The organism is Paenibacillus sp. ALE2, assembly GCF_054113385.1.
Map to the genome: position 1 here is coordinate 1,763,536 of NZ_CM134213.1, position 17,297 is coordinate 1,780,832.

General features: G+C 47.0%; 18 protein-coding genes. 10 read left to right on the forward strand and 8 right to left on the reverse strand.

Features of this window, described 5'->3' with window-relative positions:
• Window positions 1-759 carry an amino acid ABC transporter ATP-binding protein gene (locus ACXHJ1_RS07645; protein ID WP_164964379.1) on the forward strand — a complete coding sequence of 253 codons (759 nt, stop codon included), beginning with the start codon at window positions 1-3 and terminating at the stop codon, window positions 757-759.
• A gap of 190 nt (window positions 760-949) precedes the next feature.
• On the opposite strand, the gene ACXHJ1_RS07650 is transcribed toward ACXHJ1_RS07645, so the two are convergent.
• The 4 genes from ACXHJ1_RS07650 to ACXHJ1_RS07665 form a co-directional block, all read right to left on the reverse strand.
• The gene (locus ACXHJ1_RS07650) at window positions 950-1,933 is read right to left on the reverse strand and encodes a FecCD family ABC transporter permease (RefSeq protein ID WP_457905880.1); all 984 of its coding nucleotides are present in this window, start codon (window positions 1,931-1,933) and stop codon (window positions 950-952) included.
• Window positions 1,930-2,952 carry a FecCD family ABC transporter permease gene (locus tag ACXHJ1_RS07655; protein ID WP_174821022.1) on the reverse strand — a complete coding sequence of 341 codons (1,023 nt, stop codon included), beginning with the start codon at window positions 2,950-2,952 and terminating at the stop codon, window positions 1,930-1,932. The genes ACXHJ1_RS07650 and ACXHJ1_RS07655 overlap by 4 nt, the downstream gene beginning before the upstream one ends.
• A 1-nt stretch (window position 2,953) precedes the next feature.
• Window positions 2,954-3,931, reverse strand: coding sequence for an ABC transporter substrate-binding protein (locus ACXHJ1_RS07660; RefSeq protein ID WP_174821021.1), 978 nt, complete (start codon window positions 3,929-3,931; stop codon window positions 2,954-2,956).
• Window positions 3,932-4,030: 99 nt separating this feature from the next.
• A complete protein-coding gene (locus ACXHJ1_RS07665) occupies window positions 4,031-4,828 on the reverse strand; it encodes a helix-turn-helix domain-containing protein (RefSeq protein WP_174821020.1) in 798 nt (265 codons plus the stop codon).
• Window positions 4,829-4,942: 114 nt separating this feature from the next.
• Between ACXHJ1_RS07665 and ACXHJ1_RS07670 the strand changes: the two genes are divergently transcribed.
• Entirely contained in the window at window positions 4,943-5,956 is a 1,014-nt protein-coding gene (locus tag ACXHJ1_RS07670) for an asparaginase (protein ID WP_045244741.1), read from the forward strand.
• 38 nt (window positions 5,957-5,994) lie between these two features.
• On the opposite strand, the gene ACXHJ1_RS07675 is transcribed toward ACXHJ1_RS07670, so the two are convergent.
• A complete protein-coding gene (locus tag ACXHJ1_RS07675; RefSeq protein ID WP_457905881.1) occupies window positions 5,995-6,942 on the reverse strand; it encodes a Gfo/Idh/MocA family protein in 948 nt (315 codons plus the stop codon).
• A gap of 106 nt (window positions 6,943-7,048) precedes the next feature.
• Here ACXHJ1_RS07675 and ACXHJ1_RS07680 point away from each other — a divergent pair, with 106 nt between their 5' ends.
• Entirely contained in the window at window positions 7,049-8,014 is a 966-nt protein-coding gene (locus ACXHJ1_RS07680) for a helix-turn-helix transcriptional regulator (RefSeq protein WP_457905882.1), read from the forward strand.
• 42 nt (window positions 8,015-8,056) lie between these two features.
• Here the strand turns inward: ACXHJ1_RS07680 and ACXHJ1_RS07685 are convergent, their stop codons facing one another.
• A complete protein-coding gene (locus ACXHJ1_RS07685) occupies window positions 8,057-8,302 on the reverse strand; it encodes a DUF6953 family protein (RefSeq protein WP_013373729.1) in 246 nt (81 codons plus the stop codon).
• Between the two features lie 211 nt (window positions 8,303-8,513).
• Between ACXHJ1_RS07685 and ACXHJ1_RS07690 the strand changes: the two genes are divergently transcribed.
• Entirely contained in the window at window positions 8,514-9,914 is a 1,401-nt protein-coding gene (locus ACXHJ1_RS07690) for a helix-turn-helix domain-containing protein (protein WP_457905883.1), read from the forward strand.
• A 210-nt stretch (window positions 9,915-10,124) separates the two neighbouring features.
• Here the strand turns inward: ACXHJ1_RS07690 and ACXHJ1_RS07695 are convergent, their stop codons facing one another.
• Window positions 10,125-11,867, reverse strand: a complete 1,743-nt coding sequence (locus ACXHJ1_RS07695) for an ABC transporter substrate-binding protein (RefSeq protein WP_126666334.1) — start codon at window positions 11,865-11,867, stop codon at window positions 10,125-10,127.
• A 147-nt stretch (window positions 11,868-12,014) separates the two neighbouring features.
• On the opposite strand from ACXHJ1_RS07695, the gene ACXHJ1_RS07700 reads away from it, so the two are divergent.
• From ACXHJ1_RS07700 to ACXHJ1_RS07715, 4 genes are all read left to right on the forward strand, one after another.
• Window positions 12,015-13,526 (forward strand): DUF4153 domain-containing protein, encoded by a 1,512-nt coding sequence (locus ACXHJ1_RS07700; protein WP_167437910.1) that lies wholly within the window; start codon window positions 12,015-12,017, stop codon window positions 13,524-13,526.
• A gap of 13 nt (window positions 13,527-13,539) precedes the next feature.
• Window positions 13,540-14,106, forward strand: a complete 567-nt coding sequence (locus ACXHJ1_RS07705; RefSeq protein WP_019688980.1) for a hypothetical protein — start codon at window positions 13,540-13,542, stop codon at window positions 14,104-14,106.
• A 9-nt stretch (window positions 14,107-14,115) separates the two neighbouring features.
• The gene (locus tag ACXHJ1_RS07710; RefSeq protein ID WP_457905884.1) at window positions 14,116-14,274 is read left to right on the forward strand and encodes a hypothetical protein; all 159 of its coding nucleotides are present in this window, start codon (window positions 14,116-14,118) and stop codon (window positions 14,272-14,274) included.
• A gap of 236 nt (window positions 14,275-14,510) precedes the next feature.
• Window positions 14,511-14,948, forward strand: a complete 438-nt coding sequence (locus tag ACXHJ1_RS07715; RefSeq protein WP_457905885.1) for a hypothetical protein — start codon at window positions 14,511-14,513, stop codon at window positions 14,946-14,948.
• 73 nt (window positions 14,949-15,021) lie between these two features.
• Here ACXHJ1_RS07715 and ACXHJ1_RS07720 read toward each other — a convergent pair whose 3' ends face one another.
• A complete protein-coding gene (locus tag ACXHJ1_RS07720) occupies window positions 15,022-16,137 on the reverse strand; it encodes a WG repeat-containing protein (protein ID WP_107733711.1) in 1,116 nt (371 codons plus the stop codon).
• A gap of 501 nt (window positions 16,138-16,638) precedes the next feature.
• Here ACXHJ1_RS07720 and ACXHJ1_RS07725 point away from each other — a divergent pair.
• Together ACXHJ1_RS07725 and ACXHJ1_RS07730 are read left to right on the forward strand one after the other, a co-directional pair.
• Window positions 16,639-16,956 (forward strand): PTS sugar transporter subunit IIB, encoded by a 318-nt coding sequence (locus ACXHJ1_RS07725; RefSeq protein WP_013312603.1) that lies wholly within the window; start codon window positions 16,639-16,641, stop codon window positions 16,954-16,956.
• On the forward strand, window positions 16,949-17,281 hold the full coding sequence (locus tag ACXHJ1_RS07730; protein ID WP_016822628.1) for a PTS lactose/cellobiose transporter subunit IIA: 333 nt from the start codon (window positions 16,949-16,951) through the stop codon (window positions 17,279-17,281). Before ACXHJ1_RS07725 ends, ACXHJ1_RS07730 begins: the two co-directional genes overlap by 8 nt.
• Window positions 17,282-17,297: the final 16 nt, after the last annotated feature.

The following is a 17,297-nucleotide window of genomic DNA, read 5'->3' on the forward strand; positions in this document are numbered from 1 at the left end:
ATGATTCAACTTCATCAAATTCATAAGCATTTTGGGCAGCATCATGTGTTAAAGGGCATAGACCTGACGGTAGGTAAGGGAGAAGTGGTGGTCATTCTGGGCCCAAGCGGATCGGGGAAGTCCACACTGCTGCGCAGCATTAATTTTTTGGAACAGCCGACCAGCGGTACCATTGAAATTGATGGCCTGAAGGTAGATGCAGCCAAGGCCGGAAAAAAGGACATTCTCGGACTGCGGATGGCAACGGCAATGGTATTTCAGCAATATCAGCTGTTTAAAAATTTGAATGCACTCCACAACGTGATGATTGGTCTGACCAGTGTGAAAAAGATGGATCGCAAGCAGGCAAGGGAGATCAGTGAAGGCATTTTGGAAAAGGTCGGGTTAAAGGATCGTATGACCTATTATCCTGCCCAGCTTTCGGGTGGACAGCAGCAGCGTGTTGCGATTGCCCGCGCTTTGGCGCTGAATCCGCAGGTGCTGTTGTTCGATGAGCCGACATCCTCGCTTGATCCTGAACTGGTGGATGAAGTGCTGTCCGTGATTCAAAAGGTGGCGAGTGAAGGCAATACGATGATTATTGTCACGCATGAGCTTGGTTTTGCGAGGGATGTAGCGGATCGGGTCGTGCTGATGGAGCATGGTGCGATCGTAGAACAGGGACCGGTGGAGCAGTTTTTCAATCATCCGAAGGAAGAACGGACACGGCAATTCCTGGGCAAAGCTTTGGGACAAAGAACGTTACAGGAGCAACCGTAATCCGTAAAGTGACGCGGAAAGGGATAGAACTTAGAGTAAAAAGCACGTTAGACTTATCGCAGGAGAAGGGAAACCTGCGTATGTCTGACGTGCTTTTTGGCGTGCTATATAGATGCATCAGGCTACTAGTGGATGTACCCGGAGAATCCTCAGGTAGGATAAGAGGTCTTTTCCCGTGGGTATCGGGGAATCAGAATGATCTTCTGCTGCGTTCCCTCCGCAGCAAATATACAAAATAAGGAGCGCCCACAAGTGCTGTCATGATCCCGACGGGTATTTCACGTGGAACAATGAGCATTCTGCCCAAGATGTCGCCCAGCAGCATCAGATTCGCTCCCAGCAGGGCAGCCAGCGGAATCAGCCACTGATTGTGGCTGCCAACAAATCTTCGAGCCATATGGGGTGCCATCAGTCCGATGAAGCCGATGGCGCCGACCGCCGAGACTGAAATTCCGGCCAGTGTAACGGCAAGCAATAGAAGCAGCAGGCGCTGGCGAGTCATATGTACCCCGAGAGAAGTGATGGTCTCATCGCCAAGCTGGTAAACATTCAGTTTTTGGTAGCTGCCCCAGACCAAGGGTAGCAAGACAATGATCCAGGGCAGCAGTGAGATGACCTCCCGCCAGCTCCGGCCCCATAGGCTGCCTGACATCCAGAGCAAAGCCGTGTTCACATTGGTCGGGTGGGTTACGATGAGATACTGCGTGGCTGCCATGAGGACGGCCCCCATAGCGACCCCGACCAGAGCTAGAGCTGCTGGAGCCAGCGTAAGTCTACGGCTGAGCAGCAGCAGAATCAGGAATGTTCCCACGGCTCCGCCAAACGCCGCCAAGGGCAGGATATAGGCTGGAGACTGGGGGAACAGGAAAATCACAGCCGCCGCTGCAAATCCGGCTCCTTTGGAAATGCCGATCACGTCAGGACTGGCTAGCGGATTGCGAATCAGACTTTGCAGAATAGCTCCTGCCACGGCTAGTCCCATGCCTGCCAGCAGTCCAACCAACGTCCGGGGCAAGCGAACCTCGTATACGATAAAATGAAAACGGCTGTGCGTATCCATCAGAGCCGAGCTGACATCACGCAAGGGAATAGGAAGTGCTCCCACACTGACCGAAACGATGCCGAGCAGGAGCAGCAAAAGCAAGGCGGCCGCAAGATAGAAAGGTCTGGTCATCGTGTCCCCCTCCTTTTTTTACGGGCCAGATAGATAAAAAACGACCCTCCGATAGCAGAGGTTACAATTCCCACGGGCGATTCGAACGGAAAAGAAATAATGCGGCTGAGGAGATCCGCATACACCAGCAGCAGTCCTCCGCCAAGCGCTGTCATCGGAACGAGCAACGAGAGACGTGTTCCAACCAGCGCCCGGGCGATGTGGGGTACGATCAGACAGACAAAGCCGATCGGTCCGCATACCGCCACGGCTGAGCCTGCCATTACGATAACCAGCAGCAGAGCCAGCGCTCGAACAAGAGGGACGCGCTGCCCTAGTCCGGCTGCGATCTCATCCTCCAACAGCAGCAGTCGCAGGGCTGGCAACAGCATAACGAGCAGCGCAAGACTCACGATGAAAAAGGGAAGAATCATTCGTACCTCGGTCCAGCCCGCCTGGCTGACAGAGCCAGCCAGCCAGAAAATCATGGACTCCGTAGAGTACTGATTTAATATAATGAAGCCCTCTGTCAGTGACGACAGCATGAAATGAATGGTGATGCCTGCCAGCGCCAAGCGAACAGGCTGCTTGTCTGCGAATCCAGCCAGCGACCAGACCAGCCATGCACCTGCCGCTGCCCCAGCAAAGGCCATCAGCATCGTGGATGTTGCCGATAGCTGTGCGGATAAGACGAGTCCCAGCACCACGGCGAGAGAAGCCCCAGCGTTAATGCCAAATACATGTGGTGAAGCCAGCGGATTTCGTGTGGTGAGCTGGGTCAATAGCCCCGCCAGCGCCAGCAGGATACCGACCATGCAGGCGGTCAGGGTGCGCGGCAGGCGCAGCGTCTGAATGTACAGATGTACCTTGTCGCTGCGCTGATAGGTCAATGCCTGATACAGTTCAGCCCACGATATAGAGGCGGGGCCCCATTTGAGGCTGAATAACAAGCCCAGGATTAATAAAATCAAAGACACTAAAAACAGGAAGAGCAGAAACCGCGAACGGCTCTGCTTCTTGGTGGATATGGAATGGATCATTTTACTTCTCTCCCAGGCTGTTTACGATGTCCTCGGCTATTTTTTCACTTCCCAGCATCCCGCGGGACAAGGACCAATTACGTCGTTCTACCGTAAATACACGGTTGTTTTTAACTGCGTCTATTTTTTGCCACAAGGGATTGCTTTCCCACTGGTTCACGATCGTTGCAGGGTCTGTCGGCATCAGGAACAGTACCTGTGGGTTGGCTTCAACCAACTGCTCCAGTGTCAGCTCGGGATATGCCTTGTCGCTGTGCACCGGATCGGTGAAGCCTAACAGCTTTACAATGGAGCCAGTATATGCATGGTCCGAATGGGCGAAGAAGCCTTTAGGATTGACGACAGCAGGCAGTACGGTCAGAGAGGTGTTCTTCAGCTTCTTTTTGGCTGCATCCATTTTGACCTGATGTTCTTTTAGGCGTTTTTGAGCCTCTTCACTTTTACCTACGGCCGTAGCGAGGATCGTGTAGTTTTTTAGCATATGCTCATAGTCTGCCTGAAAATCGTCCAGTGCCAGCACTGGGGCAATGCCTTTCAATTGAGTTAGGGCGTTTTTGTGCTTATTAATATCCACAATAATCAGATCAGGCTGCAATGAGCTGATCAGTTCAATGTTGGGTTCATAACGGGAGCCTACGGAAGTGTAGTCCTTCAGCTTGCTTTTCACGGAATCCATGAACAGCTCAGGCGTACCGTCATCAGCAATTCCGATAGGCTGCACACCCAGAGTCACCAGCATGTCCGTAAAGCTGAAATCCATTGAAATAATACGTGCAGGCTTGCCTGGTAAAGTGACAGTTCCGAGTGCGTCCTGAACGGTGATACGGTCTCCGTCAGATGAGCTGTTCGCTGGTTGGGAACCCGTCGAATTGTCGTTTGCCGCAGTCTGATTCGTGGAGGATGAACTACAAGCTGCCAAGCTAATAGCGAGCAGTAAGGTGAAGGCGAGGCCCAATATACGTGTAAACCAATGATGCATCCTGTTTCCTCCTGATAATAATAATTATTCTCATTTGAATTTTAGCGGTAACCTCTCTTTTATACCATGTCTGATTTGTAGACGTTACATGTTATATTATTAGATTCTTTGAAACTGGGTGGGGGAGCAGCCGACTTCTTTTTTAAAAATACGACTAAAATGAAAATAATCCGTAAATCCGACCCGTTGGGCGACTTCCTTGGCTGGAAGTCGGGTCTGCTGGAACATTTGCTTCGCTTTTTGGATACGGAGATGACGTAAATACTGGGTCATGGTCATGCCAGTGGCTTTTTTGAACAACACCGTGTAATGTCCTTCGCTCATGCCCGCCCGATCAGCCAGAAGCGGCAAGGTCAGCTTGAGCATATAATGCTCATGGATATAAGACAGGGATTGTTCAATAGATACCGATGAGTTGTGGTTGTCCTGCACCATATGCGTCTCATAGATATAAATGAATAGCAAGCGCTCCAGAAGCAGTCTTTTTCGAAATTGCCGGGCCGCCTTTTCCACGCCAGCTTCATCCTGAATGCTTGGGGCTGTTGTTCGTAGCAGCTCGTCCAGCATATATTTGATTTTGTATTCACTCAAGGTACGCAACGGACCATGCAGCGTCCAATCCGTGGATTCGCTTCGCAGCACACGATACGTAAGCACGATATATTCGCCTTCCCGGGTTTTGGGGACCTGAATGCTGCAAGCGCCATATTGATTATGAAAGGCAAAGCCCTGCGTGAAAATAACTGGCTCTTGGTCTTTAGCTGAGAGAGTGACATGTCCGTGCAGCGCAACAATCAGGAGATGGCTGTCGGAGCCAGGATGCAGGGTCTGAGAGGTGTTGCCGTATTCGATATGCTCCAGCAACGGGATGACGGTTGCTAGCTGCTCCAGATTCATGAATGCACTATCCTTCATTATTTCTTTTCTTTAGCAAAGTAGCTAATCACCCTTATTCATGATAAATTCTAAGAACAATAAAGTGAAGTTGTAATCGGGAAGGAACATTGGCAAATGAAAAAGGTTCTGTTCATTAATACCGGAGGAACAATTTCTTCCTCCTATCAGGAAAACGGCCTGACTCCAACTCAATCGGCTGAAAATATTTTGGCTGAAATTCCAGAGCTCCAGGAAATTTGCGAGATTGATGCCTACAATCTGATGAGCATTGATAGCACCAATACACAACCAGAGGATTGGGCTTCCATCGCCCGGATGGTACATCGTTCGCTCGATCAATACGACGGTATTGTTATTGCCCATGGCACGGATACGATGGCTTATACGGCTTCAGCCCTGAGTTTTATGTTGGGGACTGTGGACAAACCCGTCGTTGTGACAGGGTCGCAAGTATCCATATTGGCGGAGCACAGCGATTCCAAAAAAAATGTAATTGACTCATTCCTGACCGCATGTGGCGAGGTAGCAGGGGTTTTTGTCGTGTTTAATGGCAAGATTATCAACGGCAGCCGCAGCTCGAAGATCAGAACACGCAGCTATAATGCTTTTGAGAGTATTAACTATCCGTACATAGGTCTCGTGGAGAACGGCAAGGTGGTCTATACGGAGGGCGTATTTGCAAATCGTGATACCGTTCGTCACCCATACAATGACAGGTATGCTTCTGAAGTATTTCTGCTCAGGCTGATTCCAGGTACAAACCCGGCGATTTTTGATGCTATTCAGAGCTTGGGCTATAAAGGTATCGTCATTGAGGGCTTTGGCATGGGCGGCGTGCCTTTTAAAGAAAGGAGCCTCATCAGTAAAATTGAGGATCTGATGAAGGACGGTATGAGTATTGTTGTTACCACTCAATGTCCTTATGAGGGCGGGGACCTGACGATTTATGAGGTAGGGCAGAAGGTGCTGGAAAAGGGTGTTATTCCGGGGTATGACATGACAACAGAAGCGCTGGTAACGAAAATGATGTGGGCGTTGGGCCAGACAACTGACCCGGCTGAGGTAGCCAAGATTATGGCAACGAACTACGCGGACGAAGTGTCCCTGCCTGCGGATACAGCTTCCTGATAGGAAGCTGATTTCCGAAGGTACGGGCTAACTACCGGCTAACGCCGAGCTTGCTCCAGTCTGTTTTTAATCTCAATGGCCATTTCCAGTGCTTGTACGGCCGACTCCAATGGAATCAGACATTCCGCATGTCCGCCAAAGCAATCAAGTGCATGATCCCAACTTTTTTCGTATGGATTGGCGGATTCGAGGTTGATTTTTTGCTGTCCTGATGCGGTATACTCAAATAATGCGGTGGGTATGGGATCGTTTTCGTCACTCTCATGAAATACCAGCTTGGCTTTTTCAAAATAAGCTTCATAGGCCACCGTGAAAGGATAGCTTTTCGGCATATGGGAAGAAGCGATGACTTCTGTGAATGTATCCCGATGCTGAAAATAAGCCCGAACTTGTGCCTGTTCGGGATGGACTACCTCTGTACCCCACACTGTATATGGATCACATGGACCCCATAGCCAGGTGAATAGATCCAGTTCATGAATCATGAACTGCGTAGGGATGGAACTTAGTCCAAGGTCTCCCCACAGGGGAGGGGTTTCTCTTTTTAAGGACAAGGAAATGAGTTTTCCGTATTTTTGTTGGCGATAAGCCTCGTACAGATAGGTATAGGCAGGATCAAACTTAATGAACTGGTTAACCAGAATTTTTTTTCCATATTGCTTCTCAGCTTGTTGCATAAGAAGAGCGTCTTCGAGATGAAAGCAAACCGGTGTTTCACAAAATACATGCTTCCCGTGCTTTAGCGCATCAATGGCATGTGACCTATGCAGGTGGGAGGGCAGGCATAGATCGACGATATCCACGTCCGGATCCAGCAGAATATCCTCTATATTTTGTGTGACTTCTACGTTTAGCTCCTCTTTCAATTTTTGCAGCTTGATTTCGTTCCTTCCAAATACAATGAGTCTGTTTACCTTGGGATGGTTGTTTAACAGCGAGGCATGATACGCGCCGAATCCCGTCCCCAAAATTCCAATATTCATCATCCATTACACCCCTTTACTTCTATGATACACACCTATTGCTGCCAACAGGGTGTCAACAATCTTTGCATCATCTTTTCATTTCCGGTTAACCATCTATTGTGGAGGTATGATTGTGAGACTGCATCGTTTAATCGCGATTTTATTATGTATCGAATCTAGAGGGAGAATGAAGGCCAGGGAATTGGCGTTGGCACTGGAAACCTCTGTACGCTCCATTTACAGGGATATCGACCTTCTGGCTGAAGCCGGAGTTCCGATTGTTACTGCATCCGGTCCGAAGGGCGGAATTTATTTAATGGAGGGTTATACGGCAAACCTGAAGCAGTTGAATGGCGGGGATGTCATTCAGTTGTATTTAACGGGGATGGGCATTTATACGGGCGGGTCCACCGAATCGGGTTTGAAGTTAAAGAATACTTTGCTCAAACTGGAACAGACGATGCCGGCCCCCTATCAATCCGATATTCAAAAAGCCAAAGCTCGGTTTTATTTTGATGATACACCGTGGTGGACGGAACGTATAGCGATTCCTTGCCTGGAAGCCGTGAGAGCGGCAGTATGGGGGTCCTATAAAGTAATGATCCAATATGAGAAAGCTGACGGCTCTTGCACTTCTCGCCATGTACATCCCTATGGACTTGTGGTGAAAAAAGGAGATTGGTATCTGATTGCCTTTTGTGAAGTCGGGCAGGAGATTCGGACTTTTAAGTGTGAGCGAATTATGGAGGTTCAGCCGTCTGTTGAAGTCTTTAAGGTTCCTGAGGATTTTTCACTGGAATATTATTGGATGAAGCAAGAAAGCGCGTTTAAGCAGCTTTGTAGAGAGAAAGAATACTATCCTGTTCTGGTCCGAGCGACTAAGAAGCAAGCTGGAATACTAGCGAAAAGGATGGAAATCATCCAGTCTGTACAGGAAGGCAATCACTTCATTCTAACCGTCAACATGTATAGCTATGAAGCGGCCTGCCGCGATGCGATGGATTGGATCGGCCGGGTTGAAATCGTGGAGCCTGCAATACTCCGACAGTTTGTAAAGGAGGAGATTAGCCGACTCCAGAGGATATACGGTTAAATCATCAAAAAAACATCTGCCTATAGCAGATGCTTTTGCTTGTTAAGTCCAGGCCCAGAGGAATGCATCACGATCCCAGGCGATTCGGCCACCATGTAGCTTGCGGAATGCCTTTTTGATTTCTTTTTCCAAAGATACATGACCATGCTCGCTTATAAACACATACTGCTCTCCGTATTCAGAGCGTACATATGCAATGGCATCTTCTTGTTTCAGAGTGCCCACTTCGCGGATTTGCGCGACCATCCATTGTGCAATTTGTTGTTCTATAGTTGGGGTGTTGTCCATTTGTCGTATCCTTTCCTGCGACCGATTGGTTGTAGCTGTTCAGCTCGCCTCCTGTAGTATACGGTAATTCGGAGAATTATTGAATTTTTTGATATAAATGTACTTATGCAGTTGGCTAAGTGGGCTTTCTTTTGTATAATTAAGGGAATATTCACGGGAATTTTCTTTTTTTGTATTGAAATCATGCAAGTTATCCCTGGGGGTGCCTGATTTGAAGGAAACAACCACTATTCGCGCAGAGCTGGAGCAGTACATCAGACGAGAAGGAATTACGATTAGTAAGTTTGGGGAGAACACAGGTATTAATGCAGGAACAATCAGTGCCATTATCAACGGTAACCGGCCAATTGCGATGCTGCTGCTGGATCGGATTGCTGCAGGTATGGGGCTTGAAGAAGGAAGCCTCTATGAGCTATACATTGATGAATTTATACGGAATACGGCACCGAATTGGCGACGGGTTCGGCCCTTTTTGCATCGCTGTGCAGAGCTGAACAAACTCGATTGTATTAAGCAAGTCGTGGAGTTTATCATGGACTATCTCATATACGCCCCGGCTTTGTTTGAGACAGCGGAAGAATTATTCAGCGAAGGTAGGTTGGAGGCTGCGGCCATTATTTATAAAAATGTCGCGGAAAGTGAGAAGTATCAACATTCGGAGCGGCTGGCGCTCTGCCAATACCGTTTATTTACGATTACCGTTGGCGATGATCAGGATGAAAATTTATGGGCAGCCACACATTTTGAAAGCTTTGTAGAGCGATTGGGTGAGGCAGACCAACTGGATGCCTTAAGAGATTTGGCTAATACGTATGCCTCCTTGCGGCGTTGGGATAAAGTAGAATGGTTTGCTGAAAAAATGGCTCAAAAAGCCAAAGTACAATACGAGCAAAAATACGGAAATACCAGAAAATCAGAGCGTGGCAAGGAACCTAAGGGCCCTTTGTTTATGTATATTGTATACTCTTACGTACTCCGTGCCGGGGTGTGGGATGAGCGCGGGGATTATCAGAAGGCACTGGAATTTGTATCCCTATACTCTGATTTGAGCTGGGTGCAAGAGGATACGGAGGAAGCTCGGCATTTGAAGGCCCTTTGTAGCAACTGGGCTGAGGCCAACAGGTATTTGTATCAGTTGATGTCCGGTAGCCTGGATGTGATTCCACAGTATGTAAATTATTTGGAAAAAAATGAGGGCGAAATTCTGGTGGGGTTACATAAGATAATGGTAGCGGCCAACCGTTATGATTTTAATGTAGATCATGTACTGCAGCACTTTGAAAAACAAATTGAGGCATTTGCAGATCAGCATGCCAAGGTAGGCACCTATACCGAGCAAATGTCAGCAGATCTCTATGCACGATTTTTGGCAGAGATGGCTTGTTACGATCTCAACAAACATCGTTATTCCAAAGGTATGAAATTCCTGCTTGAGAGCCTTTCCTATTCTGTCGTGCTGAATGGTAATCCTGTCACCATCAAGTGTGTAGGACTATTTGAAAAGTATCGGCATACTGCCACTTCTGAGGACAAAGAGGAATATAAAAACTTACTTGGAGAGGTAGAGTACATCTATGATAAAAAAGATCGTTTTTTCTCTGCTCGCATTTAATGTTTTTATCCTATTGAATTTTCCACCCGTCACCCCTCCTATAGAAGACCCTAGCGATGTCCACAGTCATGGGCTGGGGGGATGGGCATTGTCATCTCCTGAACCATCGGCTTAGAGGGTCTAGATAACATTAAAAAAGGTATTCTCTTATGAAGAGGATACCTTTTTTATTTGCAAGTGCATTTGAAGGTTGAAGGAGCGTCCTTGCCGTCAAGTGTGAGGAGTTGGAGGTTGGGCAGGCGGAAACCAGACATGACGAAGATCCACCCAACCTTGGCTGTTAAAGGATACGCCGCGAACAGTAGGAAGATAGGCCGTCTGAACGGGCTTTTCATATAAAATATGCAGCTGGTGCTCATCCATGAGCCGAGTTTCGATATGTTCAAATTGCTGTGCTCTAACGGTATGATCGGCTTCCCGTGCAATTTCGCGCAGCAGTCTTTCGATATCCACACGGCTATGCGGCTCCACATGCCCGGATACATTGAGATACAGATCAAACAGACGCAATTGCTCATCACGGTCACGAAACAGAGAAAAGATGATTAAGTCTGACTCCATACGAATAGATGAACTTTTGAATTCATTCATGGATGCGGCCACAATGTTACACGTATATCCACAGGATTCGAGCTGAGCTGCGACCCGTTCTGCATCCGCTCTATACTCGGGAATGGTGGCAATTTGTAACGCCGCCAGTGGTTCGCATGAATCATTAGCGTTAGATGAATCCACTGCTGAAGGAAGGGGGCGGTGATCCAGACATGCTACAATCCGAGCACGTATTTCCGGGTTGCGCAGCGGTCCATCCTTGTGTGTGTTACATGTGATAAATTTGCGTACCGAAGCCGCCGAGTGAATCTGGCTCCATGCGGTATCCGTGTCTCTTGCCAGTATAGGATTATGGATAATGTGAAAAGAAGAAGCGGTATCTTCCATATCCGGCGATTCCAGCTTAGTCGCCCACGGGAGTTGAACGATTTCCACCCGATCTAGATGAGCACGACCCTGAAAATAAGGCGCAAAAGCCTCAAGTAAGCACAAGCTTTCGTTCATTTCCGTGACCTTGAAAGCCCCCGTACCGATAGGACGAATGCCAAAGGCGGCTTCACCCACCTGATTAAGCTCACGCGGTACAATGGCAGCCCGGCTGGTACACAGGAAGGATAAAAATAGCTCGTTCGGCTCCTTTAGTACAAAGCGTACCATCGTCGGACTCAACGCTTGAACGTGCTGAATTTGCCGGACGATAAAATGGTAAAGTCTCCTTCCCGGCGCCCGACTCAGTCGCTCAAAGGTATAGACGACGTCTTCCGCGGTCAGTATTTTGCCGTTATGAAACAGCACTTCTTTACGCAGGAAAAAGGTCCACTGCGTACGAGAAGTGTCCACCTCCCAAGCGTGCGCCAGTCCCGGCAAAATCTCACCGCTCTCGTTCGCCCGGCGGGCCAGCCCGTCAAAGACATGACTGGATACGAAGGACTCGGCGAGCCAGTTCAAGTACAACGGGTCCAGCGTATAGAGCTGCTGGCGAATGGGCAGACGCAGCGTGTCGATCTGCTGCTGATCACTGCGCACCTCCGCGTGATGCCCGAAATAATTCAGCAGCCAGCCCTGTAAATGCTCCTGCATGGTGGAGGAGCGTGAATGAACTCGGATTTCATCCAGTGCGCGTTTGATATCATGGCGGTCTATGGCTTGCATCATGGATTGCACAGCAATGTCTTCCGGCTGAATAAGGAAGCGCAGACTGGAGCGGCGGCCTCTGCCTCGGCGAGGAGTCCATTGTATCCAATCGTGCTGTTCCATTTTCTGAATGATCATCAAGGCATTGCGGTGGGTGCAGTCAAAAATAGCCGCCAGCTCATCCAGCGTAGTCTCTATGGTATGGTTCTCGTCCCTGTCGTCAGCTGCGTGGGAGTGAAGCCGTAAAAATTGGGCGTGAAGTTTCATTCAGGAATGCTCCGTTTCCCCTATGCTTGAGTAAAAGCGCAACTGCTTTTATAAAATAGGAAATTTTATTTTGATTAATTTCTCTTTATCTTCTTATTTTATCATCTACAATAAGGGTTATAAAGCATAGTTGTGGAGGTATTTACCATGCATGACAAGGTGAATGGATCGTCTTTGCCGAAAGCGTCGTTGTTGTCCGCCTTTGCCGGCGCCATTGTATTGGCGCTGGTCCATCAATATCTGTTCTTCGGACATGGGCTGGGCGTGTCTATGCCTATTTTCGTTATTGTATTTTACGTGTATATGTATTCCTTTAATCGAGATCGTTGCCAGCCCATTACATGGATAGGACGTCTGCTGTTTGTGGTCATTATGATGCTGGCACTGACATATGTGCTGTTCGATAACCCGATCTTTTATGTGTTAAATGCCCTAGCTATATCTGCTCTGATTAGCGTACATATGGTGTTGCTGTTCGGGGAAAAAAGGCATAGCTGGTCAGAAATCGGTATTATCGGTCAGGCGCTAAGCCATTGGTTTTATCAAAATTTTCGCCATATCGTGACTCCGTTTCGAATGTTTAAGACGGCAGCCTTTCGGAATGTAAAGGATGAGCGTAAGCGTGTATTGGGTAAAGTGATAATCGGTCTACTTATTGCCTTGCCGTTGCTACTCATTATTATATCTCTGCTGGCTTCCGCAGATGGGGTGTTCGAAGAGTTGTTATCTGGCATACCCGCATGGATTGGCACATTAACCTTTGGGAGTGGTTTGCCGCGGCTGATCTGGGCCTGCTTTTTTACCTTCTGTTTTTTCTGTTACTTGTGGGGATTCGTACAGCCTGCTCCGCGGAATACGGAAAGAGAGGCTCAGTCAGCAGCAGTACCTTACCACGAGCCGGTCGCAATCAAGTTTGATCCTGTCATTACCGCTACAGTGCTGATTGTCATGAACCTGGTGTATGTTGTGTTCGTCGTGCTGCAGTTCGGATATCTGTTTGGTGCATGGGAAGGTGCTTTGCCAGAAGGAACCTCGTATGCTGAATATGCGAGAAGAGGATTCGGGGAGCTGGTTATGGTAACAGGTATCAATTTTGTGCTGATGATCAGTGTATTGAAATGGACTGAATTCGGCTCAGGTATAGTGCAAACATTGAACAGCGGCCTGCTGTACATACTCGTCGGTTGTTCGGGTGTGATGCTGTACTCGGGATATACCCGGCTGGTTATGTACGAAGAAGCATACGGATATACGTATATCCGTTATCTGGTACACGCATTTATGATTTTTCTGGGCTTGCTGCTGCTCGTTGCGGCCGTGCGTATTCATGTCCGCCAGCTTCCGCTGGCGAAATATTATATTGTACTCGCTCTAATCGCCTATGTCGTCGTGAATTATGTGGGTATTGATGTACGGATAGCTGAAAATAATCTCGAACGGTATCGTACAACATCGGTGATAGACAAGGAATATTTGAGTGAGCTATCAGCGGACGCGATTCCACTACTGATTGATTTTAGCCGTAAGGAACACGGAGCGCTGGATGAGTTTTTACAAGCCCGCTTGATGAGCATGACGAGAGAAGAATCGAGTTGGCCCGAATTCAATTGGGCTAAGTATCGAGCGCAACAGGAATTGCACGCCTATATTTTGGAATGAGAGGTGTTTGGGAATGATCGGAACAGATACGTTACAAGGTATGGTACTAGAGCTACGGGATGAAATGTCACACTACCAGCATCAGTTTGGTGTAAGACGGAACGATTTCCTCGTGGAGGCTATGTCCTATGGAATGAGTAAGGAGGAAGCCCGTGCTTATGCTATCCAGCGTATTGGCCCGGTCGTTCCCGTCACCTGTATGCCTACGTTGGCTCTAGGGAAAGTGAGACCGCTCAGTCCAATGTTGGCAATGCGGTACCAATATGCAGGGGATTGGAAGGACATCCATGAGCATCTGCTCCTTCCTGATGAAGTGCTCCGGATCGCAGGTACACAGCATTTTCGCAGCTGGATCAGCGATATGCGAAATTACTGGGTGGAATCGGCCCCTTACCGATTCGGGGATGATCGTCTTTCGCTGCTGTCGGTCGCAAGCGAGAAAGAAGGTCACTTTTCCATGCTCGTCTGGAAGGAACCTGGTGAAGAGCCGGAGGTATGGACGTATGCTTCCCAGCATGAATACCGATTCAGTCATTTGCTCCACTGGTTCAAGTGGTTGAATGGGCGCAGTGAAGAATGAGAGGTATAGATGATGAAAAAGAATCGTAATTGGATCGTGCTATTTATTGGCATTGCTATAATGGTGGGGGTTGCAGACTATTTTACACCAGCTAAGCCTGTGACTACTCCTGAGCTTATCGTTCCAACTGTAATCAGTGAAGAAAGCCTTCAGCTAAGTGATGACTAAACAATAAGGGTCACATTATGGCTGCTGTTAAGTTGATTTTGAGCAAAGTCTCTGGTTTCGATTGAAATTATAAAAATATAGTTCGTTTTCTGTGGTATTGCGTTGTTAAAGTAAGCCGGAAATCACCCTAATAGTTGAGAGGGAATTGAAGCTAATATCAATCGAATGTGGAGCCATTCAGATGTTCAAGCGACTCCGTCATTTCCTCTACAACTTATATTCAGGGGGAATTTTCAATGGCTAGAAGTGCAAGCACATACGCATCTGTAATCGACGGTTTTAAGGTAGAAACGAACAAAAAGTATTCGCCGGTAGGTGGAACAAAATGTAATATTTTTGCACAAGACGTGATGGCTGCGATGTCGGCTTCCTTGCCAAGTGGCTTAGCCAATCAAATGGCTGATGCTTTACTGGGTAACAACACGCCGGGCTGGTACTCCGTAAATTTTCAGGATGCTCAGAAAAGAGCAAACCTCGGGTACCCAACCATCGGGATCAAAAAAGCGGACGGACATGGTCATGTCGTTGTCGTCAGACCAAAGGGTTCATCGATCACGATCTTGAAGGAAGTACAGATCGCTCAGGCGGGAACCAAAAATTACAACAGTAATACTATTAATTACTCTTGGGTGGCAGCTGATCTGCCTGGCGTAAAATTCTATACACACGACTAAGTGGTTTTGAGATATTAGCAGTCAAAATAACCCTGGAAGCAGATCCATTCGATCTGCCTCCAGGGTTATTTTTTTATTTTGAAGCAGAATGTTTAGATACAATGAAGGCTTTGCCTGGCTTGACAAAAGCAACAGCATAACCATTAGAGAAGGAAGAAGATTCCGATCTGTATTCAAGCTTGGTCAGCAGTTGCCCTTGGCGATTGATGTAACCGAATTTTCCGTTCGAGACAGATGAGTTTGCTTGTTTACCAACTAAAGCAATGCCTTCCTTGAATGGAGATGTAACGTCATATTTTTGTTGATATTTAATGACCAATGTTCCGGTTTTATCAATAAACCCAACCTCATTTTTCGCATTTTTCACACTGGCCAAGCCCTCGCTAAAATCCTGTGCATCCGTAAACTTAAAGGGAATCACGACTTTTCCCTGTTTATTGATGAATCCCCATTTACCCTTGGCATTTTGTACTGGAGCCAATCCTTCCGAGAAGTCTCCGCCGGATTTGTATTGAGGTGGAATGACTTCTTTTCCTGCCGTATTGATATAACCGTATAGTCCCTTGCTATTTTGAACAATAGCCAAGCCATCCGAGAAACTACGACTGTATTTGTATTGATAAGGAATCGCTAGCTTACCGGAAGCATTCACAAAACCAATCTTCCCAGTGTTAGGGGCATAGGCAAGGGCCAGACCTTCTGTAAATACATATTCTGAATCCACATGTTCTTTAAAATGAGAAAGGGTTTTTCCCGTTCGATCTATAATTGCATTTTCTTTGGTGTCTGCTATGGTGACCTTGGCCTTGCCTTCGGAAAAGACATTGGCTTCGGTGTATTGGCAAGGAATGACCAGTGTCCCTTTCGTATTAATGTACCCAAAGAGATTGGTTTTTGTATTTTTGACTACAGCCCGCTGCTCTTGAAAATCACCAACAGGTTTAAGCTCGGCGGGAAGAGAGAAAGCCTTTTGTCCCTTGGTATTGTAATACACAAGGTTTCCGGCAGATGTTTCAGCAGCCAATAAGCCATCATGAAAAGCACCATCGCTTGAAGGACGAGCAATGTTGTAATCTACAGCAGTTTTAGAGACTTCAATGGTTGTTATGCTGGGTGCGGCCCAGCCTGTTCCAATAACAGAGATGCCAGTAATCAAAATTAATGCAGCTAATCCTAACTTTTTCAACATGCATAAGCTCCTTTGTGAGTTGATTTTTAACTTCGGGCTTCAAAGAATCCTGCCCTCATACGTAAGGCCTTCCATAATATAGACGATAAAAATGTAGGAATGTTTCTTGATATTCAAAATTTTTCTAATTTTCAGTGCGTGAAAGCTCTACTTTCATGTAGGATGCTTGTTCATCTCGTCTCTACTCATCTCTTCTGACCTCAGCTATTCTTTGGCTACGGAGGGGCTATCAAGCCTATTCCGTAGCTTATGTTAACAATTTACAGAATCGAATAACATATCATTGGGAGAATCTCTAATAGTGAAAATCGATTATTATTGAGAGATTAAAGATGAGGGATCAGTTCAATTTCAAAAAAAAGAAGAAAATGTGTCATTTTAAAAAAAGTCTATACATATATGTTAAATGTATAGACAAATTCAAAAAGCGGATTTATAATTACGCTGTAAACGTTTTCTAGTAGTTATCATCCAATCAGACCTTGAAGGGAAGGAACAATCATGAAGAAAATTTTACTGGCGTGCAGCTCAGGTATGTCTACAAGTTTGCTGGTTACTAAGATGCAGGATTATGCTAAGTCCATTGGAGACGAGGCTGAAATTTGGGCAGTAGGTCAAGATCAAGCCGCAGAGGACATGGCTAAGGCTGACGCTGTATTGATCGGCCCGCAAATGAGTTTTCTTAAAGGACAGCTGGAAAAGGAAGCAGCCCAATATGGTATTCATGTAGAAGTGATTGACATGATGGCCTACGGAATGGTTGACGGTAAGAAAGCCTACGAACAGGCTGTGAAACTGGTGGAACGTAAAAATGGATAAAGTTAATATAGCTGATCTGACGGAAGAACAAATTAGTTTCCAACTTATTTTGCATAGTGGAAGCGCTCGCAGCAAAGTGATTCAGGCGCTGACTGAATACAGAAATGAAAATGTAGAAGGTGCGGACGATTTGCTCAAACAAGCCAAGCAGGATTTACGTGCCGCGCATGATATCCATTTTCAAATGGTTAAGAAGGAAGCGGGAGGAACCCAAACTCCCTTCTCGCTTCTCTTGATGCATGCCGAGGATCATTTGATGTCCACGGCTACCATGAAGGATTTGGTCCAAGAACTGCTGGAGCTGTTCAAATCCAGAAGTTTATAGCTGGACCTGTAAATTT